16 protein-coding genes are annotated in these 22,092 nt (G+C 70.8%); 7 read left to right on the forward strand and 9 right to left on the reverse strand.

All coding sequences use genetic code 11. The annotated features are described in order from the left end of the window. Positions 1–161: 161 nt before the first annotated feature. Positions 162–1,373, forward strand: coding sequence for a heparan-alpha-glucosaminide N-acetyltransferase domain-containing protein (locus tag DEJ16_RS03220; protein WP_181419431.1), 1,212 nt, complete (start codon positions 162–164; stop codon positions 1,371–1,373). Here DEJ16_RS03220 and DEJ16_RS03225 read toward each other — a convergent pair. From DEJ16_RS03225 to DEJ16_RS03235, 3 genes are all read right to left on the reverse strand, one after another. Next, on the reverse strand, positions 1,318–2,754 hold the full coding sequence (locus DEJ16_RS03225; RefSeq protein ID WP_110823357.1) for an MFS transporter: 1,437 nt from the start codon (positions 2,752–2,754) through the stop codon (positions 1,318–1,320). The genes DEJ16_RS03220 and DEJ16_RS03225 overlap by 56 nt on opposite strands. 105 nt (positions 2,755–2,859) lie before the next feature. Next, complete coding sequence (tatA, locus tag DEJ16_RS03230; protein WP_110823355.1) at positions 2,860–3,159, reverse strand: twin-arginine translocase TatA/TatE family subunit; 300 nt, start codon at positions 3,157–3,159, stop codon at positions 2,860–2,862. A 201-nt stretch (positions 3,160–3,360) separates the two neighbouring features. Continuing rightward, on the reverse strand, positions 3,361–6,099 hold the full coding sequence (locus DEJ16_RS03235; protein ID WP_110823353.1) for a glycoside hydrolase family 2 protein: 2,739 nt from the start codon (positions 6,097–6,099) through the stop codon (positions 3,361–3,363). 294 nt (positions 6,100–6,393) lie between these two features. Between DEJ16_RS03235 and DEJ16_RS03240 the strand changes: the two genes are divergently transcribed. The 3 genes from DEJ16_RS03240 to DEJ16_RS03250 all read left to right on the forward strand — a co-directional run bounded on the left by DEJ16_RS03240 (position 6,394) and on the right by DEJ16_RS03250 (position 9,955). Further along, positions 6,394–6,816 carry a pilus assembly protein CpaE gene (locus tag DEJ16_RS03240; protein WP_110823351.1) on the forward strand — a complete coding sequence of 141 codons (423 nt, stop codon included), beginning with the start codon at positions 6,394–6,396 and terminating at the stop codon, positions 6,814–6,816. A gap of 83 nt (positions 6,817–6,899) precedes the next feature. Then, positions 6,900–7,733: an aldo/keto reductase gene (locus DEJ16_RS03245; RefSeq protein ID WP_110823349.1), complete on the forward strand. Its 834-nt coding sequence runs from the start codon at positions 6,900–6,902 to the stop codon at positions 7,731–7,733. A 149-nt stretch (positions 7,734–7,882) separates the two neighbouring features. Further along, complete coding sequence (locus DEJ16_RS03250; protein WP_110823347.1) at positions 7,883–9,955, forward strand: hypothetical protein; 2,073 nt, start codon at positions 7,883–7,885, stop codon at positions 9,953–9,955. A gap of 135 nt (positions 9,956–10,090) precedes the next feature. Here the strand turns inward: DEJ16_RS03250 and DEJ16_RS03255 are convergent, their stop codons facing one another. Continuing rightward, positions 10,091–11,242 carry a class I SAM-dependent methyltransferase gene (locus tag DEJ16_RS03255; protein ID WP_110823946.1) on the reverse strand — a complete coding sequence of 384 codons (1,152 nt, stop codon included), beginning with the start codon at positions 11,240–11,242 and terminating at the stop codon, positions 10,091–10,093. Between the two features lie 159 nt (positions 11,243–11,401). Between DEJ16_RS03255 and DEJ16_RS03260 the strand changes: the two genes are divergently transcribed. After that, entirely contained in the window at positions 11,402–12,103 is a 702-nt protein-coding gene (locus DEJ16_RS03260; RefSeq protein ID WP_110823345.1) for a GntR family transcriptional regulator, read from the forward strand. 190 nt (positions 12,104–12,293) lie between these two features. Here the strand turns inward: DEJ16_RS03260 and DEJ16_RS03265 are convergent, their stop codons facing one another. The 4 genes from DEJ16_RS03265 to dnaK all read right to left on the reverse strand — a co-directional run bounded on the left by DEJ16_RS03265 (position 12,294) and on the right by dnaK (position 16,588). After that, positions 12,294–12,704 (reverse strand): heat shock protein transcriptional repressor HspR, encoded by a 411-nt coding sequence (locus tag DEJ16_RS03265; RefSeq protein WP_110823945.1) that lies wholly within the window; start codon positions 12,702–12,704, stop codon positions 12,294–12,296. 183 nt (positions 12,705–12,887) lie between these two features. Continuing rightward, positions 12,888–13,889, reverse strand: a complete 1,002-nt coding sequence (locus tag DEJ16_RS03270; protein WP_110823343.1) for a DnaJ C-terminal domain-containing protein — start codon at positions 13,887–13,889, stop codon at positions 12,888–12,890. 30 nt (positions 13,890–13,919) lie between these two features. Continuing rightward, complete coding sequence (locus tag DEJ16_RS03275; protein WP_110823341.1) at positions 13,920–14,711, reverse strand: nucleotide exchange factor GrpE; 792 nt, start codon at positions 14,709–14,711, stop codon at positions 13,920–13,922. A 5-nt stretch (positions 14,712–14,716) separates the two neighbouring features. Beyond that, on the reverse strand, positions 14,717–16,588 hold the full coding sequence (gene dnaK, locus DEJ16_RS03280) for a molecular chaperone DnaK (protein ID WP_110823339.1): 1,872 nt from the start codon (positions 16,586–16,588) through the stop codon (positions 14,717–14,719). 877 nt (positions 16,589–17,465) lie between these two features. Between dnaK and DEJ16_RS03285 the strand changes: the two genes are divergently transcribed. Together DEJ16_RS03285 and DEJ16_RS15675 are read left to right on the forward strand one after the other, a co-directional pair. Beyond that, positions 17,466–19,694 carry an Ig-like domain-containing protein gene (locus tag DEJ16_RS03285; RefSeq protein ID WP_146236251.1) on the forward strand — a complete coding sequence of 743 codons (2,229 nt, stop codon included), beginning with the start codon at positions 17,466–17,468 and terminating at the stop codon, positions 19,692–19,694. Between the two features lie 122 nt (positions 19,695–19,816). Beyond that, positions 19,817–20,218, forward strand: coding sequence for a DUF3060 domain-containing protein (locus DEJ16_RS15675; RefSeq protein ID WP_181419432.1), 402 nt, complete (start codon positions 19,817–19,819; stop codon positions 20,216–20,218). A gap of 484 nt (positions 20,219–20,702) precedes the next feature. Here the strand turns inward: DEJ16_RS15675 and DEJ16_RS03300 are convergent, their stop codons facing one another. Next, positions 20,703–22,061: a polysaccharide biosynthesis tyrosine autokinase gene (locus DEJ16_RS03300; RefSeq protein WP_110823333.1), complete on the reverse strand. Its 1,359-nt coding sequence runs from the start codon at positions 22,059–22,061 to the stop codon at positions 20,703–20,705. Between the last annotated feature and the right edge of the window lie 31 nt (positions 22,062–22,092).

A 22,092-nucleotide genomic window follows, 5' to 3' on the forward strand; every position in this document is an offset into this window, starting at 1 on the left:
ACATGACCGCCTCGACAGCTCGCCGGACCCCGGGTCCGCTCCCGTCCCTCCGCCGCTCCACCCGCCGATCCCCCGGCCGGTCCCCGGGCCCGGCCGCAGGTCGATCCGCCGACGGGCCGTCCGCCGACGGGCTGTCCGCCGGGCCAGCCCCGGCGTCGATTGTGCGACCGTCCCGGCTGGACGGCCTCGACCTCGCCCGCGGTCTGGCCGTGCTCGGCATGGTCGTGGCGCACCTCGGTCCACCGCACCCCGACTTCGACTGGGCGCGGCCGGACACCTGGGCGGCGGTGGTCGACGGGCGCTCGGCGGTCCTCTTCGCCCTCTGCGCCGGCGTCTCGCTCACGCTGATGACCCGACCTCGGCCGGCGTCGGACCCGTCGGACCCGTCGGCACCGGAGGACCTCGTGGCGCACCGACGGTGGGTGCTCGTCCGCGCGGTCGCCCTGTTCGTCCTCGGCTCCCTCCTGACCGTCCTCGACACCCCGGTCCAGGTCATCCTGCCCACGTACGCGGTGTGCTTCGTGGCGACGATCCCGCTCCTGGGTGCCCGCACCCGCACGGTCGCGGGGGTCGCGGCCGCAGCGCTCGTGACGGGACCGGTCTGCACCGCGGTCGGCCGGTCGGTGCTGCACGACGCCAGCGACCCACTCGTGCACGGCGTCCTGCTCGGTGCCTACCCGGGCATCACCTGGTGGGGCGTCGTCCTCGTCGGGCTCGTGGTCGGACGGCTCCCGCTCCGGCGGACCCGGGTGCACCTGCTCCTGCTCGCCACCGGCATCGCCGCCGGGGTGGTCGGCTACGGCGGCGGTGTCCTCGTCCGGGCGGCCCTGGGACTCCCACCCGGCGACACGAGCGTGAGCGGGTCGGCGTCCACCGGCTCCGGTACGGCCGGCGCGGGTTCCGCCGGGGCCGGGTCGGCGGGGACCAGCCCGGCCGGCGCCGGACCACACCTCGTCCCACAGGGTGGCGGCACGGTCGCGCACCCCGGTGTCGACTGGGCAGGGTTGACCTCGGTGCAGCCGCACGCCGGGTCGACGCCGGAGGTGGTCGGCGCACTCGGCGTCGCGCTCGCGGTCCTCGCGCTCGGCCTCCTCACCGCACGTCGCGCCGGCGTCCTCCTCGCCCCGGTGCGTGCCGTCGGGGCACTCGCCCTGAGCGTCTACGCCGCCCACATCGTCGTGTACGCCGCACTCGACGCAACCGGTGACGGACGCTGGCACTCCGGGTGGACGGCGACCCTCCTGGTGGTCGTCGGCGCCGGTCTGGTGGCGACCCCGTGGCGGCGGTGGATCGGCACCGGGCCGCTCGAACGGCTGGTCAGGCGGACGAGTCGGAGTCTCGACGGTCCGGGTCCACGATCCCGACCGCACTGACGACGGCTCCGGCCAGCAGCAGCACCGCCATCACGACCATCGCCCGGTGCAGGCCGGCGACGCCGATCTCGCCGCCCAGGACGACCCCGGCGAGCGCCACCGTCACGAGGCCCGCGATGCGCGCCACGGCGTTGTTCACCGCCGACCCCGCACCTGCCTGGGTCTGCGGGACGGAGCCGAGGACGGCGCTCGTCAGCGGGGTCACCATCGTCGCGATGCCGGCACCGACGAGGACCAGTCCCGGCAGGACCGACCACCAGTACCCGGCCGGGTCGTCCCCGGCGAGGAGCATGAGCAGCGCACCGACCGCGGCGATCGCCGGCCCGGCCGTCATGAACCACCGCGGTCCGAACCGACCGGCCAGCGCACCGACCGTGGTGGACAGCGCGAGGAGCATCAGCGTCGGCGGCAGCGTCGCGAGGCCCGCCACCCATGCCGGGAAACCCCAGACCTCCTGGAGGAACAGCGTGACGACGAAGAAGACCATCCCGAGTGCGCCGTAGATCGAGAGCGTCGCGAGGTTCCCGACGGTGAAGTTCCGCGCCCGGAAGAGCCCGAGCGGGACGAGCGGCGCCCCGGACGTCCGGGTCACCCGGAGCTCCCACGGCACGAACGCCCCGAGCGCGACCCCGCCGATGACCAGCGCGCCGACGACCACGGGCGAGCCCCACCCGAGCCGCTCCTGCTCGATGAGCCCGAGCACGACGCCACCGACCCCGACGACCGCCAGCACCGCGCCGACGACGTCCACCCGCGCGTGCGGGCCGCCGCGCACCTCGGACCCGATGCGGCGGACGAGCGGGATCGTCACCACGATCGGCACCGCGGTCAGCACGAAGATCCAGCGCCACCCGATGCCGTCCACGACGAGCCCGCCGACGACGGGGCCGAGGATCATCGCTGCGCTCGACCAGGCCGTCCACGTCCCGATCGCCTTCGTCTGGGCTGCCCCGCGGTAGGCGGCGACGATCAGCGCGAGCGCACTCGGGGTGACCAGCGCTCCACCGACCCCCTGCACCGCGCGCGCGACGACGAGCACCTCGCCGCTCGGTGCAGCGGCGCACAGGACCGAGGCGACGCCGAACACGACGAGACCCCACGTGATGATGCGGACCCGGCCGAAGAGGTCGGAGAGCGACCCGGCGACCAGGACCAGCGACCCCAGCGTGACCAGGTAGGCGTCCACCGTCCACTGCTGGACGACGAGGCCACCGCCGAGCTCGGTCCGGATCGCGGGGAGTGCGACGTTCACGACGCTGGAGTCGAGCCCCACGACGAAGGACGCGAGGACCGCGACCACGAGCACCAGGCGTCGGTCGTCGTGGAGGGGGGCCGTGCCTCCCGACCGGTCGGCGGCTGCGGCTGGGGCGCTGGTCGTCATGAGGCCATCATGCGCCCGGTCGCGCCGTGCAACGGCGACAGCCCCCGTGCTGGTGCACGAGGGCTGTCGTCGGTCCCGGGGCCGGGATGCCGATGGGTCGGCGGTCTAGAGGGAGCGGGAGTCGCTGTTCGGCTGCGTGGACGGGCCGGGGTTCACGACCGGCTCCTGGACGCCGTTGCTGCTCGGGTACTGCGCCGTCGGCTGCTGGACGGGTGCGGCGTTCGCGGTCGCATCGGTCGAGGCGGCGCCGGTCTTCTTGCCGTCGTCGGTCCCCATCTCCTTCTTGAAGACGTTGATCGACTGGCCGAGGCCCTTCGCGAGCGCCGGGAGCTTCGTCGCACCGAACAACAGCAGCACGATGCCGAGGATGATCACCAGGTGGATTCCGGTGAGGCCTTGCAACATGTCGACTCCTTCGGTACTGGAACTGGCCGCCGTCCGACCAGTGTCCCTGGTCGTCCCGTCCGGTCACCGTCGACCGGTCCGGCGGTGTCCCGCTGTCCCACCATCGTAACTCGCACCGCGTGAGAAGCCCAGGCGAGGAGCCCGATGGTCACCGTTCGTCCAGGGACGGCCGAGCGGGCGGTGCCCCGGCGCCGGTCGGGCTCAGGCTTCCGCCTCGCTCCTCCGCTCCGCGAGGACCCGGTCGAGCGTCAGCAGCGCCGGCTCGCTCGTCAGGGCCGCGATGTCCGCCTCCCCGACGCCGGTCAGGCGGTACCGCACGCGCTCCCCCGGCAGCAGCGTCATGAACCCGCGGTCGACCGTGCCCGTCGCGGCCACCCGGTCCGGCTGCACGAGCAGGTCGCGGACGAGGGAGTCGGCCTCGACGACGAGGTCGAGCCCGTCGCCCTCCGGCGTCGCCGAGAACGTCGCCCGGTACCGCGCGGGCTGCCAGCGCATCTCCCGGTCCGGCGCCGGCGTCCACACGGCCCGGCGCCAGTCCATGTCCGCGACGACGACCTCGCCCCGGGCGTCGTCCACGACACCGACGCTCGCGGGCAGCCGAACGACGGCGACCCCCGGACGGTCGAGCACGACGGGCAGGGTCTCCTCCGCCAGGATCCGCCCGGACAGGTCGATCCGGCGCACCCGGACGACGGTGTCGAGCCCGGTGCGGGCGGAGCGGACCGCGACCTCGACCGGCGAGGCGTCGGAGGCCCGCGACGGGTCGTCACGCCCGTCGTCGCCGGGGACGGTGCCGGACCCGGCCACGTCGGTGACCGGCAGGGACGCGGTGCGCGGAGCCGGGCCTCCCGTCCGGTCGTCGACCTCGGTGGGCACCGCGCGGACGGCGGTGTCGACGGTCGACACCGGGCGGATCGCGACGAGGACGTCGTCGTAGAGCCGGCGGAGCTCGTGCGCGAGCGGTTTGCGGCGACCGGCTGAGTCGATCGCGGACCACGACGAGACCGGCCACAGGTCGTTGAGCTGCCAGACCACGACGCCCGTGTTGCGGGGCCAGTGCGTCCGCCAGTGCTCGACGCCGGTCGCGATCGCGCGGGCCTGCTGGAGCTGGGTCAGGTAGTGCCAGCGGTCGAGGTCGTCCCCGGCGCTGCCGAACCGCGGTTCGATCCCCCGCGCGAGCTTCGCCATCCCGTCGGCGGCCTTCTGGTGGTGCACCACCCCGGGGGACGTCGGCGTCATCGGCTCGTCGGTCACCGCGTCGCGGAGCGTGCGCCAGGCCGGCGGCGCCTGCCACCCGAACTCGGAGACGAACCGGGGCACCGAGTCGCGGTAGTGGTCGTCGGACACCCGGTTCCAGACGTCCCACGAGTGGTGCGTCTCGTGGTCGACGTGGTTCGGCTCGATCGACTCGGACCCCGACCACGGCGACGCCACCGTGTAGAAGCGGGACGGGTCGACCGCGTCGACGATCGTCGGCAGCAGGTCGAGGTAGTAACCGAGGCCCCACGGGCGGTCGCCGAGCTCGTCCCCCCAGCCGTCGACGTCGTGCAGCCAGATGTTCTCGTTGTTGCCGTTCCACACCACGAGGGACGGGTGCCGCGACAGCCGGGCGACGTTGTCCTGCGCCTCGGCGATGACCTCGCCGCGGAGCGGTTCGTCCTCCGGGTACGCGGCGCACGCGAAGGGGAAGTCCTGCCAGACGAGCAGACCGCGCTCGTCGCACAGCTCGTAGAAGTCGTGCGACTCGTAGACCCCGCCACCCCAGACGCGGACGAGGTTCGCGCGCAGGTCGACCGCCGCGTCGAGCCGGGCGGCGTACCGCGCACGGTCGACCCGCGACACGATGACGTCGTCGGGGATCCAGTTCACGCCGCGGACGTCGATGACGGTGCCGTTGACGACGACCTCGAACGGGCGACCGGCGGAGTCGAGCGCCGTCCGCACCCCGGCGGACCGGAACCCGGTGCGGAACGATCGCCGGTCGAGCACCGCGCCGTCGACGGTCTGCAGCTCCACGACCACGTCGTGGAGGGCCTGCTCGCCGTACCCGCGCGGCCACCACAGCGCCGCGTCCGGGACACGGACCGTGACGACCGCACCGTCCTCCTTCGGGGTGACCTGGGCGCGGGACCGCTGCTTGGTCGTCCGCCCGTCGACCGTGGGACCCGAGACGGTCACGACGAGCACGAGGTCGTCGTCCTCGCCGTCCAGGTCGAGGTCGCCGGTGCTCGTGCCGTGGAGCGTCGGGCCGGAGCGCTCGAGGGCGATGTGGGTGTCGAGCACGCCCTCACCGGCCTCGACGTCGACGAGGGGCCGGATGTCGGCGAGACGGGCGGTCGACCACCGCTCGATCGCGACCGGTCGCCACGGTCCGCTCGTGACCGCGGTCAGCCCCCAGTCCCACCCGAAGTTCGACGCCATCTTCCGCACGTACGGGAACGGCTCGTCGTACGGGCCGGGCATGCTGCCCGCGCGCGCGGCGACGCGCTCGGCCTCGCGGTAGGGCGACTCGAACGCGATCTCGAGTTCCTTGCCGTCGACCGGACCCGACGTCTCGACCTGCCGGAGGTCGAACCGGTAGCGCCGGTGCATGTTCCGCGTGGTCGCGATCGGGACTCCGTCGAGGGACAGCTCGGCCACGGTGTCCAGGCCGTCGCAGACGAGGTCGACCCGTTCGTGGCCGCGGGGGTCGACGTCGAGCTGCCGTCGGTACGCCCAGTCCGACTGCCCGACCCACTGCGTCCGGGTCTCGTTGCGGTCGAAGGTGGGATCGGGCAGCAGCCCGGCACGCTCCAGGTCGGTGTGCACCTGTCCGGGCACGGTCGCCGGCAACGTGACACCGCGGACGCCGGTCGGCAGGTCGGCAGCGACGCCGGAGGCGCCGTCCTCGACGAGCGACACGGTCCAACCGTCGCGGAGTTCCTCACGGTCGAGGGTCATACGGGTCCTTTGCTGAGCGGGCCGGTCGGCCCTGCGGTTCGGGACGCCGGCCCTCGGCCCGCCCCGTGGTCGGTGGTCCGACCGGGAGGCGCGGCACCGGTGGCCGGGCGTCGTCGCGTCGCGCGCGCGTCACGACGGGCGTGACGCGCGGGTGCGTCGCGATGGTAGTACGACCGCCCGACGAGTTCTCCGGAGGGCCGTCCTGCCGTCCCGGGAGCGCGGCCTCGCGGGTCCGGTCCGCAACCTGGTCGTGCGCTCGGTGCCGGCCGGTCCGGTGCGTGCCAGTGTGGGCGCATGATCACCGTGGAACTCGCCCGTGCCCTCCGCACCGCGGGGCTCCGCTGGCACCCGGACACCGGCGACCGGTTCGTCATCGACAAGCCGGGGGTCGACGAGGACGTGTACACCGTCTCCGAGATGACGGTCGAGCGGCACGACCACCCCACGGGCGTCGAACTCGGCTTCAACGGCACGACCGAGTGGGCGCTCGACTCGGTCGCCGCGGCCGACTCCCTGTGGCTGCCGCGCGAGGACCAACTGCGGGACCTGCTCGGGCCGGCGTTCGTCGGACTGACGCGGCTGGTCGGCCAAGACGACCAGGTGCTGTGGACGGTCACCGCCCGCATCGCCGGCACCGACCGGACCTTCGCCTCGGCCGACCCGGCGGTGGCCTACGGCGAGGCGCTCGCCGCGTACATCGCGGCCGCACTCGCCTGACCCACCCGGACCGGCGGGAGGGGGACACGCCCGCCTGACCGTCCCCGGGAAGCCGTGCGCGACGTCGGGAGTTGGATCGACGCATGACCACCGTTCCGAACATCACGCTCAACGACGGACGCACGATCCCGCAGCTCGGCTTCGGCGTCTTCCAGATCGACCCCGCCGAGACGAAGGCCGCAACCCTCACTGCGCTCGAGGTCGGCTACCGCCACATCGACACCGCCGAGATGTACGGCAACGAGAAGGAGGTCGGTGAGGCGATCGCCGAGTCGGGCATCCCCCGCGAGGAGGTCTTCGTCACCTCGAAGCTCAACAACGGCTTCCACGCCCCGGACGCAGCAGCCGAGAACGGCAAGAAGTCGGCCGACCTGCTCGGTGGCTACACGGACCTCTTCCTCATCCACTGGCCGCTCCCGACCGTGAGCGACTTCGTCCCGACCTGGAAGGCGCTCGAGGAGCTCTACCACGCCGGCACCGCGCGCTCGATCGGCGTCAGCAACTTCCAGGCGCACCACCTGAACCGTCTCGCTGCCGAGACCACGATCACGCCGGCCGTGAACCAGATCGAGGTGCACCCGTACCTCGTGCAGGACGAGCTCCGCGCGTACGGCTCGGAGCACGGCATCGCGACCGAGGCCTGGTCCCCGATCGCCCAGGGTCTCGTGCTCGACGACGAGACGATCACCCGCATCGCCCGCAGCACGGGCAAGACCCCGGCCCAGGTCGTCCTCCGCTGGCACATCCAGCGCGGCGACATCGTCTTCCCGAAGTCGGTGACCCGCTCGCGCGTCGAGGAGAACTTCCAGATCTTCGACTTCGAGCTCTCGGACGAGGACATGACGGACATCACGACGCTCGACAAGGGCCACCGCACCGGCCCCGACCCGGACACGTTCGACTACGTCCCCGCGTAGTCAACGCTCCCACGAGGAAAGCCCCGGCCATCTGGTCGGGGCTTTCCTCGTTCTGGTGGAGGAACCTCACCATCACACTCGGGATCTTCTCCGTATGCCACATGCAGTATTCCCAGGTCCGCGTGCTCCGCGCGGACAGGAAGGGAACCATGCGCACGATCCACCGAGCAACAGCCGGGGCCGCCTTCGGCCTCGTCCTCGCCGCAACCCTCGTCCCGTCGGCCGCCTCCGCCGCGACGAGCACTGCGGACACCCCGTCGATCCCGGGGGCGACGGCTTCACGGCCGATCGTCGGCAGCACCACGAACGTGTACACGGTGCAGGGCGCCACCGCCCAGGGCGAGCGGGACGGCAACCGCCTGTTCGTCACCGGGCAGGCCACCCCGGAGGCCCAGGTCACGAGCTCCGTCACCGGCGGCACGCTGAAGATCGTCGACGCGGACGGGCACGTCCTGTGCACCGGCACCGCGACCCAGGCGCGTCCGAACCTGTACTCCTGCACGCTCGAGTCGCTCGTGTCCGGTCCGCAGACCATCACGGCGTCGGTCGTCAAGAAGAACGGCACGTACAGCATGCCGGGTCAGGCCGAGCTCGACGCCTACGCGGCGACCCCGACGATCGACTCCGTCACCCGCGACGGTGACGACCTCGTGGTCACGGGTCACACGAACCTCCGCGCCGAGGTCCAGACGTCGACCGACCGCGAGACCGTCCTGGCCACCGCCGAGACCGGGTCGAACGGCGACTTCAGCGTCCGGATCCCGGGCGGTGCCGACGCCGAGCACGCCTTCGTCCGGACCGTGAACGACGCCGTCCCGGCGAGCACGCCCGACCACGACCGGTTCGCGGCGAGCGGCTGGGTGGTGGCGGAGGTCGGCGCGGACGCCGGGGACGGCTCGGGCTCCGGCTCGGGTGGGGAGGACTCCGGCACCGGCGAAGGCTCCGGCTCCGGCTCCGAGAACCTGGGCCCCGGCGAGGCGACCGAACCGGTCTACGACGTGACGAGCCCCTCTGACGGCGCCACGGTCGACACCGCACAGCCGACCTTCACCGGGCACGGTCGCCCGAACGGCCGCGTCAGCATCCTCGCGATGGGCGTCGACCCCCTCGGGAGCACGACCGCCGACGCCGACGGCAACTGGTCGGTCACGATCGAGGGCGCGCTGCACCTCGGCGACAACGGCATCGTCGTCGCATTCGAGCAGCCGGACGGCAGCTGGCAGAAGCGGGTCTCCCAGAGCGTCACCTGGGCCCCGAAGACCACCGGCTTCACCATCGCGACGCCCGCCGACGGCTCCACCGTGACGGAGGCCCGTCCGACCATCGAGGGGTCGACCGTCGGCTCGTACCGACAGGTCCTGGTCACGGACCACACCGGGTCCATGGCCGCGCACGGCACGACCGACGCCGACGGCGACTTCCGGATCGCGTTCTCGGAGGACCTCGAGGAGGGCCTGAACGAGCTCACCGTGCAGTACCAGGACGAGCACGGACGCTGGAAGTCGGAGCCGTACTCCCTCCGCTACGACGCCGACGGTGGGACCCCGAACCCCGGCGAGGGCGACGGCGACGGCAGCGGCACCACGGACCCCGGCGAGGGCGACGGCAGCGGCACCACGGACCCCGGCCAGGGCGACGGCAGCGGCACCACGGACCCCGGCCAGGGCGACGGCAGCGGAACCACGGACCCGGGCGAGGGTGACGGTGAGGAGACCCCCGCTCCGGCCGAGGTCGCCGTGACCACCAGCCGCCTCACCGCCTCCGAGGTCGTCGCGCACTTCTCGGGCGCGGAGGGCACCGAGGTGACGGCCACCGCGAACGGCGTCACGAAGCAGGCGACGATCGGCGACGGCGGCGTCGCGAGTGTCGTCCTGCCTGCACCGGAAGCGCTGACGACGACGGTGCACGTCACCTCGACGAACGGCGACCGCACCGCCGAACAGGACGTGGTCGTCGGCAACGGCGACCACCCGTCCGACCAGCTCGCGGCCACGGTCGTGAACGCGTCGGCACTCACCGGCAGCGCCGAGATCGACGTCTGGGGCCTCCCCTCGGGCATCGGCGGCCTGCAGGCGAAGGACGCGGACGGCACGGTCCTCGCCTACAGCGCCATCCACGAGGACGGCACCGGACACCTCACCGTGACCGGGCTGACGGCGGGCGAGCACGTCATCACCGTCGTCTCGGGTGACCGCTCCACGCAGGTCACGGTCACGATCTGACCCGCACGGCACGACGGCCCGTCACGAGGGTCTGATGCGGACGGCCCCGCTCCACGCCCGTGGTGCGGGGTCGTCCCCGTCGCGGCCGGCCACTCCCCCGGGCCCGCAGACGTCGGCGGCTCGTCTGACCGGAGCTCAGCGCGGGGCGACCGACGCCGTGACGGTGAACTTCGCCGTCCGCGTCACCTGCCGCGTGGGTCCGACCATGCGCTCGAGCACCGGGCGGTACCGGAGGTGCGAGTTCCACACCGTCCAGAGTTCCCCACCCGGACGCAACACCGAGGCCGCGTTGCGGAACATCGCCTCGGCGGCGTCCGTCGAGACGGTCGTGTCCGCGTGGAAGGGCGGGTTGCACAGCACCAGGTCGGCGCTGTCCTCGTCGAGTTCGTCGCCGGCGTCGCTCCGCACGGTACGGACGCGGTCGCCGACGCCGTTGACGTCGGCGGTGAGACGCGTCGAGGCGATCGCCGCCGCGGAGACGTCCGTCGCCACCACGCGCACGCGTGGGCGGGAGCGCGCGACGACGGTCGCGACCACCCCGTTGCCGCACCCGAGGTCGACGACGACCCGGGCCTCCGGCATGGCCGCCTCGGCGGCCTCGAGCAGGACCCGCGTCCCGATGTCGAGCGACGTGCCCGCGAACACGCCGCCGTGGGCGGCGATGGTGATGTCGAGCTCGTCCTGACGTACCTGACGCGGCCACGGATCGGTCACCGCGGCGCGTTCGGCGGCGGCGCGGAGCGGGTCCGACGCGATGAGCAGGCGGGACTTGCCGCGCCCACGGCTCGCGACGACCTCGCCGAACGACCGCCGGAGCACGTCGTTCTGGGTCAGGGTCATGTACTTCGTGCGTCCACCGCAGAGCAGCACGACGTCCGGCGCGGCGAAGCGGGCGACCGCGCGTGCGACCTCGTCCAGGCGGTCGTGCGACTTGCTGAGCCGGAGGATGACGAGTCGGGCGTCACGGAACGCCTCCTCGAAGCCCTCCGGGTGGTGGAACCCGCGACGGCCGAACGTGCCGGCGCTGGCCTCCAGTGCTCGCTCACCGACGAGCGAGTCCTGGACCACACGGACATCCGACGCTCCGTGCAGGGCGAGCACTCCGAGGGTGAGCACCCCGTACCGGTCGTCCACCACCGTGACGGCGCCCGGGTGCCGCAGGGCGTCGCCGTGCACGTGCGGAGCCTCGTCGAGGAGGAACCGGTCGGTCCCGTCGATCGCGATGAGGTCCGGGCCCTGCTCGCGGGCGTGGCGCCGGAAGTGGTCGGCGAAGTCGAAGGACGGCACGGACCGAGAGTAGCCGCGGCGCACTGGCAGTCCCGTTCCCCGGTCTGCAACCCGGCGCTGGAGAACACCGATATACCACACGCGACATCGTGCAGCAGGAGTCGTACGGTCGGAACACGCCCGGACCGCCCGGGCTCCGCAGCACCGCGAGAGGGGCCGATGTTCGTAGCGCGACCCACCCCCGGGACGAAGACCCTGCTCCGTGACGTCGCTCGTGAGCGTCTGCGTGCGGAGATCATCAGCGGACGGCTCCGTCCCGGCCAACGACTCGACGACGACGAACTCGCGCTGCAGCTCGGGTGTTCACGGACGCCGGTGCGGGAGGCCCTCGCGGACCTGGGTCGCCTCGGTCTGGTCGAACTGCGGGCGAACCGGTACACACGCGTGGCGGTGCCGCGGGACGAGGACGTCCTCCCTGCGCTGCAGGCCCTGGGGCTCCTGTTCGGCGGTGTGGTGCGGCTCGCCGTCGCGTCGCTGAGCGACCGGTCACGGTCCTCGCTGTTCCGTCGTCTCGGCGTCCTGCTCGACTGCATGCAGGAGCCGGGATGGATGCCGACGGCTGACGCGGCGACGCCGGTCTACCGGACCTTCATCAACGAGTGCCACAACCCGATGCTGTCGGCGGCGTTGCTCAGTTCACTCGACGGCCTGACCTTCCGGTTGCGGAACGACCGGCTGCACGAGGCACTGCCGTGGGAGCACATCCGCAACGGTGTCGTCGCGCTGCGGATCGCCGTGGACGGACGTGACGGACGGCTGGCGGAGCGAGCGACCTGGGCGGTGCACCTGCTGCCGGACCCGGATCGCGCTGACGCCGGTGACGGGGACGACGACCCGCTCCGAGGACATGCGGAGCGCTGACCGTGTGCCAGGAGTGCATCCGCCAGGTCATCCGCTCCGTCCGAGCACGTCGCCGGATGGTCGATCGGTGCGTCCCGGCGGACGAGCGGCCCGACGGCTCCGGGCCGTGCAGTGCCGCGGGCAGTGCGGCCCGCTCGCTCGCCGATCCGCCGCTCGACTGCTGACGGGCACCGTCAGGGCGAACGGTTCGTCAGCGCTGCGGCCGGTAGAGCACGACGGCGGTGTTGCGCTGCGGCCGCATGCCGGCACGCAGGGGCACCGCGGCGCCGGTCGTCGTCGCGGCGAACACCCGAGCACCCGGACGGCTGATGAGCTGGTCGGCGAGTGCCCGTTCGAGCTCCCGGACACGGGTGCGCAGCTGTGCGTTCTCGTTCTCGAGGTCGAGCACCCGCCGGATGCCCTCGAGGGACACACCCTCGGACCCGAGCCGCGCGATCTCGCGGAGCTGGGTGATGTCGCGCATCGAGTACCGCCGCGACCCGCCACGGGTGCGCCCGGGCACGACGAGGCCGAGCCGGTCGTACTGCCGCAGGGTCTGCGGGTGCATCTCGGCGAGTTCCGCCGCGACCGCGATCGCGAAGACGGGCGAGTTCTCGTCCATCTCGGTCATCGAGCGCTCCTTCCGTCGTGCGCGTGGTGCGGGACCAGTCTGTGCCCGCACCACCGGTTGTGACGGGACGCGCCGGCGGCGCGCCCACCCTGCCGGCCTGGAGGCTCGGCTCGGGTCCCTGACGGAGCCGCGCCGAGCCTCCTGGCCGGTCGTGCAGTGCGGTTCGGTGCGCGGCTAGCCGCGCGCCTTCGCGAGGAGGTCCTCGCGGGGGTCCTCGTCCGGCAGGGCGTCCGCGAGGGCGTCGAGCGCTGCGCGGGCCTTGTCGGAGAGGTGGGACGGGACGGCGACCTGGACGGTGGCGAGCAGGTCACCGGTGCCGTTCTTGCCCGGGACGCCCCGGCCCTTGACCCGGAGGACCCGGCCCGAGGGCGTCCCCGGGGCGACCCGCAGCTTGACAGGTTCGCCGCCGAGTGTGGGCACCTGGATCGTGGCGCCGAGCGCCGCCTCGACGAACGTCACGGGGACGTCCACGCGGAGGTTCTGCCCGTCGCGCTCGAACACCGGGTGCTTGCGGACGGAGACGGTGACCACCAGGTCGCCGGCCTCGCCGCCGTCGGGGCTCTGTTCGCCTCGACCACGCAGCCGGATCTTCTGGCCGTCGGCGACGCCCGCGGGGATGCGGACGTTGACCGGTCGGCCGTTGCCCTGCGCGAGCTTGACGGTGTCGCCGGCGATCGCGGTGGCGAAGTCGAGCGTGGTCGTCGCGGTGACGTCACGCCCCTTCGTCGGTCCGCCGAAGCCGCGGAAGCCGCCGGAGTTCTGGCCGAAACCGCCCCCGCCGAACATGCCGCCGAGGATGTCTTCGAACCCGCCCGCACCGCCGGCACCGCCCTGGCCGAACCGGACGCGCTGTCCGCCGCCGCCTCCGCCGAACATGCCGCCGAACACGTCCTCGAAGCCGCCCTGGCCGCCCGCACCACCCGAGGTGAAGCGAGCGCCGGAGCCCATCGCGCGGACCTGGTCGTACTCCTTGCGCTGCTCCTTGTCGGAGAGCACCGAGTACGCCTCGCTGATCTCCTTGAACTTCGACTCGGCAGCAGCGTCACCCGGGTTGGAGTCCGGGTGGTACTGCCGCGCGAGCTTCCGGTACGTCTTCTTCAGGTCAGCCTCGGAGGCGTCCTTCGACACCCCGAGCACTGCGTAGAAGTCCTTGTCGAACCAGTCCTGACTGGCCACGGCTCACCTCCCTTCCACCGTCGCCGACCCTCAGGCCGGCACCGCCACGGCGACCTTGGCCGCACGGAGCACGCGGTCACCGAGCTTGTAGCCCGGCTCCACGACGTCCGCCACGGTCTGGCCGGTCGCTCCCGGCGTGGGCAGCTGGACGATCGCCTCGTGCACGTTGGGGTCGAAGGTCTCGCCCTTCTCGCCGATCTGCACGAGCTTGAACTTGTCGAACCCGCTGCGGAGCTTCTGGGCGATGACCTGCATCGGTCCCTCGGCGAGGTCGCCGTGGGACTCGGCGCGGTTCAGGTCGTCGAGGGCCGGGAGCAGTGCACGAACGACCTCGGCGATGACGGCTTCGCGGTTGGCGTCCCGGTCACGCTCGACGCGCTTCCGGAAGTTCACGAGCTCGGCCTGGGCGCGGAGCATGTCCGTCCGCATCTCGCCGACGAGGTCGCGGTCGGACGGCGAGAGCCGGTCCTCGGCGATGCCGGTCGCTGCGTCGGCCAGGAGCGCCTCGTCCTCGGGGCTCAGGTCGTTCGCCGGCGGGGCGTCCGTCGACACCTCGACGTCCGGACCCTCGGCCTCGATGAGGTCCTCGGTGCCGTCGACGTCAGCCGTCGCGCCGTCCTCGGAGCCCTCGGCCGGGTTGCCCTGCGCCCGTCCGCCCTGTGCCCGGCCGCCCTGTGCCTGCCCACCCTGGGGGGCGGACCCGGCGGGCCCGGCGGAACCATCCGCCGGGCCGGACCCGGTCTGCCCACCGTCAGCCGAGCCTCCAGGCAGGTCGGCGCCGTCGTGCTGCGGGTCCTGCGGGTTCTCGTTGCTGGTGGTCATGTGTCCTACTTCTTGTCGTTGTCGTCGTCGTCCACGACCTCGGCGTCGACGATGTCCTCGTCGTCAGCGGTGGTCTGGCCCTCGGCACCGGCGCCCGCACCCGCATCACCGGCGGCGTCGGCTGCCTGGCTCTGCGCGTAGATCGCCTGTCCGAGCTTGCCCTGCGACTCGTTGAGCTTGTCGAACGCGGTCTTCACGGCCTCGTCGTCGTCACCCGCGAGCGCGGACTTGAGGCCGTCGACGTCGCCCTGGACCTCGGACTTGACGTCCGCGGGGAGCTTGTCGTCGTTCTCCTTGATGAGCTTCTCGATCGAGTAGACGAGCTGCTCGGCCTGGTTGCGACGCTCGCTCGCCTCACGGCGGGCCTTGTCCTCGGCCGCGTGCTCCTCGGCCTCGCGGACCATGCGCTCGATGTCCTCCTTCGGCAGCGACGAGCCGCCGGAGATGACCATCGACTGCTCCTTGCCGGTGCCCTTGTCCTTCGCGGACACGTGCACGATGCCGTTGGCGTCGATGTCGAACGTGACCTCGATCTGCGGGATGCCCGCCGGGGCCGGCGCGATGCCGGTCAGCTCGAAGGTGCCGAGCGGCTTGTTGTCGCGGGTGAACTCGCGCTCACCCTGGAAGACCTGGATCGCGACCGACGGCTGGTTCGAGTCGGCGGTCGTGAAGGTCTCGCTGCGCTTGGTCGGGATCGCGGTGTTGCGGTCGATGAGCTTCGTCATCAGGCCGCCCTTGGTCTCGATGCCGAGCGAGAGCGGGGTGACGTCGATGAGCAGGACGTCCTTGCGCTCACCCTTCAGGACACCGGCCTGGAGCGCGGCACCGACGGCGACGACCTCGTCCGGGTTGACGCCCTGGTTCGGCGACTTGCCACCGGTCAGCGACTTGACGACCTCGGCCACGGCGGGCATGCGGGTCGAACCACCGACGAGGACGACGTGCGCGATGTCGTTGACCGACACGCCCGCTTCCTTGATGACGTCGTTGAAGGGCTTCTTCGTGCGGTCGAGCAGGTCGGAGGTCATCTGCTCGAACTGCGCGCGCGAGATGGTCTCGTCGAGGTTGAGCGGGCCGTCGGCGGTGAGCGTCAGGTACGGGAGCTGGATGCTCGCGCTGAGCTGGCTCGACAGCTCCTTCTTCGCCTGCTCGGCGGCCTCCTTGAGGCGCTGCTTCGCGATCTTGTCGGTCGACAGGTCGACGCCGTGCTCGTCCTTGAACTTCTTGACGAGGTGGTCGACGATCCGCTGGTCCCAGTCGTCGCCACCGAGGCGGTTGTCGCCGGAGGTCGCGCGGACCTGGATCGTGGAGAAGTCCTCGTCCTTGCCCACCTCGAGCAGGGAGACGTCGAACGTGCCGCCACCGAGGTCGAAGACCAGGATGAGCTCGTCTTCCTTGCCCTTGTCGAGGCCGTACGCGAGCGCCGCAGCGGTCGGCTCGTTGATGATGCGCAGGACGTTGAGGCCGGCGATCTCACCGGCGTCCTTGGTGGCCTGGCGCTCGGCGTCGTTGAAGTACGCCGGGACGGTGATGACCGCGTCCGTGACGTCCTCACCGAGGTACTGCTCGGCGTCGCGCTTGAGCTTGCCGAGGGTACGGGCCGAGATCTCCTGCGGCGTGTAGCTCTTGCCGTCGATGTCGACCTTCCAGTCGGTACCGATGTGGCGCTTCACGCTCGCGATGGTGCGGTCGACGTTGGTGACGGCCTGGCGCTTCGCGGTCTCGCCGACGAGCACCTCGCCGTCCTTCGTGAACGCCACGATCGAGGGCGTCGTGCGGAGCCCCTCGGCGTTGGCGATGACGGTGGGCTCGCCGCCCTCGAGAACGGAGACGACGGAGTTGGTGGTTCCGAGGTCGATGCCTACTGCACGTCCCATGTGTTGACTCCTCGTGTTGGGGTAAGGGGTTGGACTTGCGTCCGACGGACTCAAGTTTACTCAGGACGGGAGGCGCGTCAAGTCCTGAGCGCGGAAGTTGCGTCGGGTGGGCGCAGGTCGGGAGGTACGCATTGCACCCAGAAGGTTTTCGGCGAGTCCATGCGACATTTCACATGTCCATGTTGGAGCCGTGTAGTAGCACGGCGCGCATCGAAAGACATCTCCTTATATGAAGAAGACACTTCGAGCAGTCGGGGCCGCTGGGCTCGCTGCTGCCACGATCGTCACCGGGTTGAGTTTCGGGCCCGCAGCGGAAGCGGCCGAATCGACCGCGGCCCCCGCCGTACTCGTCGGCTCCGATGGTGAGGTTTGGGGAATGACGAAAACTCTGAGTCAGACCCACTTCAACAAGTACAACTCATATGAGAGTGCAGTAGCAGCTGCCCGGAGCCTCGTTTTTCCGTTCGCTGAGTACGGTCACATGATCAACCCAGTCGCGGGCAACCAGTGCTTCGGTCTGGACTCGGACAATCGGATGCGGTCCGACATCAGCTGCGAGTCCGACAATTCGCTGATGCGTCTACTCCCGAGTGGTGACCTGCAGTTCAAAGTAGCGCCGGACTCGTACATAGATGAATTCTCTTTTTACGGCAGCGGTTACCAAGCACACTTTGGCCAGGGTTCGAAACACTACCGCTTCAAGGGATTCGTAGCGGGGGTCTCGAACATCAATCTGGATTCCGGAACAGCGACGGTATCAGGGCTGGCATCGATCGATGCGACGGGTGTGCGGGCGAAGTGGACGGACGAGGCGGGTGAGGCACAGCGGAAAACCGTGTCCGTCAATGACGGAAAGTTCTCGGCATACCTCACGGGTTTGAAGCTCGGAACCACGTCGGTTGAGTTGGAGGCGTTGCAGGGCAGTGTGCCCGTCGCGACGACGACGGTCGAAGTGAAGCTCGAGGTCGCACCGGTCACCGCGACGGCGACGTTCGCCGACGACGTCCACACCGTCGTGCAGGTCTCCGGCACGGCACAGCCGAACACGAAGGTCACGGTCCGGCACGGCGAGGACGACGTCGTCACCGTGAAGGCGGACGCCGAGGGCAAGTGGTCCACGCCGATCAACGCACCGAACATGCCGGGCAACTACGAGCTCACGGTGGGGCAGGAGATCCGCGGCCAGGACAACGGCCGCGTCAGCGTCGACATCGACTACGGCGCGGGCGTCGTGGTCACCTCACCCGACGACGACTTCGTCCTCGAGCCGGGCGAGCCACTCGAGATCGAGGGCACCGCGCCGGCAGGCACCGAGGTCAACGTGTACGACAAGGACTCGAATGACGTCCTCGCCTCGACCAGGGCCGCGAAGAACAACACCTGGTTCGCCTCGATCGACGGGCTCGAGGACCGCGAGTACACCCTCGTCGCCGCGGGCATCACGAAGGGCAACAACCGCACGCACTCCGACCTGAAGATCAACCCCGGCAAGAACTCAGTCGCGAAGCCGACGGCGTCGGTCGAGTTCCCGGACGACGTCACGAAGAAGGCGATCGTCAAGGGCACTGGCGTCGACGGCGGCACGATCACCGTGAAGGACGAGGACGGCAAGCGACTCGGCTCCACTGAGGTGCAGAACGGCGCCTGGTCGCTCGAGATCGACTCGCTGGGGGCGGGTAAGCACACCCTCACCATCGAGCAGACCGGCATCGACGGCACGCAGACCGCCACCACCGAGGCGGACTTCGGCGCGGCGGTCACCGCGTCGGGCCCGGACGATGCGTTCGAGGACTCGACTGCGACGGTCACCGGTACCGGCACCGACGGAGCCCGTATCGCGATCACCGAGAACGGCAAGGAGGTCGCGTCCGGCACAGTCGAGGACGGCTCCTTCTCGATCCCGGTCGAGCGGATCCAGGACGGCGAGCACACCTACACCGTCACCCAGACTGCCCGGGGCAACACGGTCACCACCGCGGAGGTGACGCTCGACCGCGACGCCGCCGTGGTCCCCGTTTCGCTGACCTCGCCCACGTCCGGTGACACCTACCCGGCGAAGTCCACCGTGCGGTTCGCCGGCACCGGCACGCCCGGTGCCACAGTCCTGCTCGACGCCTTCGGCGGGCTCGCTGACTACACCACCACGGTTGCGTGGGATGGCTCGTGGCACATCGACCGACCGATGAACATCGGTACCTACCGGTTCGATGTCGTTCAGACTGCGAAGGGCCAGGAGAGCCGTGTCGACGGCATCGAACTGGTCGAGGAGGGCACACCCGTCGACCGGAAGTTCGGAGTCAGCGCCCCCACCTCCGGTTCCACGCACAAGGAAGAGTTGGTCGCCTTCACCGGCACCGGCACGCCCGGCAGCACCATCACCATCGACCCCAAGGTCGACGGTCTGGCGAAGGTGACCACCCAGGTCACGTTGAACGGGAAGTGGTCGGTGAACAGGTACCTGGGTTCCGGCGCGTACGACTTCGACGTCTACCAGACCACTCCCGAGGGCGAGGAGACCGGCCGCACGAGCATCCAGATCAACCAGCCGGCGTCCGTCACGCGACCCTTCGTCGTGACGTCGCCCGTAGAAGGTTCAGACCACAAGAACGAACTGGTCACCTTCACCGGCACCGGCACCCCCGGGTCCGAGGTCCGCGTCCACGTCAGCAACTTCACCTCCGTCGACGCGACAGCGCAGGTCGCCAGTAACGGACATTGGTCGGTCTCGAAGTGGTTGGGCGGCGGGACGTACGTCCTAGACGTCACGCAGACCACCAACGGTGCAGCCAACGGCTCCACGACACTGCACCTGAACAAGACAGCCACGCCGATCGATCAGCCGTTCGCGATCACGAGCCACGCCGACGGTGACACCTTCACCCCCGATCGCGCGGAGACGTTCCGCGGTACCGGAGCTGCCGGCGCAACGGTCACGCTCGACCCCGGTCACGGTCTGGCGAAGGTCACGACGCAGGTCAGCAACACCGGGGAATGGGCGGTGGCGAAGTGGCTCGGCCACGGTCCCTACACCTTCACCGTCAGCCAGACGACGAAGGACGGAGTGACCACCACCCTCGCTCCGTTCACCATCACGCCCGCCGAGTGACACACCCACCGGCACGCAGCGAGTACTGACCAGGGGCGGGCCGAATGCGCGAGCACTCAGCCCGCCCCTGCCTCGCTCCCGCGTGGCCGGTCCACCGACCGACCTGAATCAAAAGGACCTCCATGCGCACCCGGATCATCGCCGGCGTCCTCGCCGCCGCGACCATCGTCTCGCTCAGCGCCTGCACGGCGCACACCCCCGGCCCGTCCCCGTCTCCCTCGTCCACCTCCCATCCCGTCGCGGAAGCGAAGTGCACCGACGGCGTCGCCGCGCTCCGTGCCGACGACCAGAAGAGCAACCACGACGGCTGCGACGTGTTCGACGTCCTGGGGCACGGCAACACGCTGACCATCGGCGCTGTCAAGCAGCTCACCGTCGAGGGTGACCACAACACGATCACGGTCCACGCTGCGGAAACCGTCACCAGCAGCGGCACCGACAACACCGTCTACTACGACGGTGAAGAACCAGCGTTCAACGAACTCGGCTCGGGCACGAAGGTTCTCCCCACCTCGGCCCACTGATCCCGCGCCAGTCGTCACCGATCACACGACAAGGGCGCCCGCGAGTCGCGGGCGCCCTTGTCGTGTTGCAGCGTATGCGACGGACCGGAGCCAGTGGATGTGGCCCGCACCACGCAATCGACCGAGCAGAGGCAGACGGCGGAGCCTGCCGAGGTCATGGTGCCGGAGAACGGCCGGCGCGCGCTCCGTAGGTATTCGACGGTGCACTCGGCTGGTGAGGTCCGCGTTCAACGACCCACTGCCGGGGTCATGCTCCTCGCGGGTGCCGGTCGGGCGGCGTCCACGGCCAGACCCGGCCGCGTTCAAGTCGCAGGCAGCGGCATGATCGTCACCCGTGCCTCCTACGCGGACCGTCCGCGGAAGGGCGCTCATCGACTGAACCGCTCGATGTCCCGAGCAACGACGAGCCACCCTCAGAGCTGCTGACACGAAGAGGGCGGGGAACCTGTGGTTCCCCGCCCTCGGGAGTCCGCGCAGGACGACCTCAGCTCGGCGACTGGTAGGAGTAGTTCAAGGCGTACGGGTCTCGTGACGACGGACGAGCCATCGTGATGACCGCTCCGAGCGGCTCTGACCCGGCGTCCCGCAATGCAGCGGCGGCTTGCGCGAAGTGCTTACGACTCGTCCTGCGTGTGGCTGCGACCAGGAGCGCTCCCCCCGCGATCCGACCGAGGATCGCCGCATCCGCCACGGGCAGGAGCGGCGGCGCGTCGATTACGATGACGTCGAACCGCGCTTCGAGGTCGGCGAGGATCGCGGTCATCCCAGTGCTGCTGAGCATCTCCGCCGGGTTCGGGGGTACCTGTCCGGAGGGCAGCACCACCAGATTGCCCCGGCCCCACGGCTGCAGCGCATCCTGGAGCTCGGCCCGGCCGATGAGGACGTCAGTCAATCCGACCGCACCCTCGACGCCCATCATCTCCGCGACCCTGGGGCGACGGAGATCGCCGTCGACGAGCACGACACGCTGGTCGTCCTCGGCGAGAGCGAGTGCCATGTTGACCGCAACGGTGCTCTTCCCCTCGCCGGGCAACGAGGACGTGACGACGAAGCTCTTCGAATCGCGCCCGAGTTCGAGGAAGCGCAGGTTCGTACGGAGTCGCCGGAACGCTTCGGAACGCGGAGCGAGCGGGTCGCTGTGGACGGCGAGCGGCCGGTCCCGGAAGTCCCGGTGGTACGGAACCTCGCCCAGCACGGGCGCGCCGCCGGTTTCCTCGATGTCCACCCGCCCCTCAAGCCGGGTGTCGAGTGCGATGCGGACCGCAGCAGCAGCGAGGCCTGCCAGGAGGCCCAGCGCGAGTCCACCAACGAGGTTCGACACGACGCGTGGCGTCGCCGGCGCCTCCGGAACGAGCGCAGGCTGCACGGTCTCGATGCGGAACGGGCTCGTCCCGTCCGCACTCGGCGTCTCGAGCGTGCCCGTGACGACGTCAGCGAGACTTGCTCCGACGGCATTCGCGATCGCGCTCGCATTGGTCGGCGAACCGTCGGTCACCGTGATGTCGATGATGACGCTGTCGATCGGGGTCTGCGTCGCCACCTTCTCCGCGAGTTCGTTCGACGTCATGCGGAGCCCGAGTTCGTCGATCACCGGTTGGAGGACGCGGGCTCCGGTGGCCACCGCCGCGAAGGACTGCACCTTCTGCTCCGCGGCTGTGCCTCCTTGAGCGAGCTCACTCGAGTTGGTGGAACCGCCGACGGAAACGTACAGGCTCGTGGTCGCCTTGTACTCCGGCACGGCAGTGACGTTGACGGCTGCGGCTCCGAGCAGGCCGAGCACGGCGCCGCCGAGGATGAGGAGCCACCCCTTGCGGATGGTGTGGAGCACGGTTGAGAGGTACATGACGTTCCGTTCTGGTTCGGGTTGCGGTGGT

Source organism: Curtobacterium sp. MCJR17_055 (assembly GCF_003224335.1).
Classification (GTDB): domain Bacteria; phylum Actinomycetota; class Actinomycetes; order Actinomycetales; family Microbacteriaceae; genus Curtobacterium.

Bases quoted from the DNA above. Each gene is read 5' to 3' on its own strand.
- DEJ16_RS03225 (WP_110823357.1), bottom strand. From the start codon at position 2,754: ATGACGACCAGCGCCCCAGCCGCAGCCGCCGACCGGTCGGGAGGCACG.
- tatA (WP_110823355.1), bottom strand. From the start codon at position 3,159: ATGTTGCAAGGCCTCACCGGAATCCACCTGGTGATCATCCTCGGCATC.
- DEJ16_RS03235 (WP_110823353.1), bottom strand. From the start codon at position 6,099: ATGACCCTCGACCGTGAGGAACTCCGCGACGGTTGGACCGTGTCGCTC.
- DEJ16_RS03240 (WP_110823351.1), top strand. From the start codon at position 6,394: ATGATCACCGTGGAACTCGCCCGTGCCCTCCGCACCGCGGGGCTCCGC.
- DEJ16_RS03245 (WP_110823349.1), top strand. From the start codon at position 6,900: ATGACCACCGTTCCGAACATCACGCTCAACGACGGACGCACGATCCCG.
- DEJ16_RS03250 (WP_110823347.1), top strand. From the start codon at position 7,883: ATGCGCACGATCCACCGAGCAACAGCCGGGGCCGCCTTCGGCCTCGTC.
- DEJ16_RS03260 (WP_110823345.1), top strand. From the start codon at position 11,402: ATGTTCGTAGCGCGACCCACCCCCGGGACGAAGACCCTGCTCCGTGAC.
- DEJ16_RS03265 (WP_110823945.1), bottom strand. From the start codon at position 12,704: ATGGACGAGAACTCGCCCGTCTTCGCGATCGCGGTCGCGGCGGAACTC.
- DEJ16_RS03275 (WP_110823341.1), bottom strand. From the start codon at position 14,711: ATGACCACCAGCAACGAGAACCCGCAGGACCCGCAGCACGACGGCGCC.
- dnaK (WP_110823339.1), bottom strand. From the start codon at position 16,588: ATGGGACGTGCAGTAGGCATCGACCTCGGAACCACCAACTCCGTCGTC.
- DEJ16_RS15675 (WP_181419432.1), top strand. From the start codon at position 19,817: ATGCGCACCCGGATCATCGCCGGCGTCCTCGCCGCCGCGACCATCGTC.
- DEJ16_RS03300 (WP_110823333.1), bottom strand. From the start codon at position 22,061: ATGTACCTCTCAACCGTGCTCCACACCATCCGCAAGGGGTGGCTCCTC.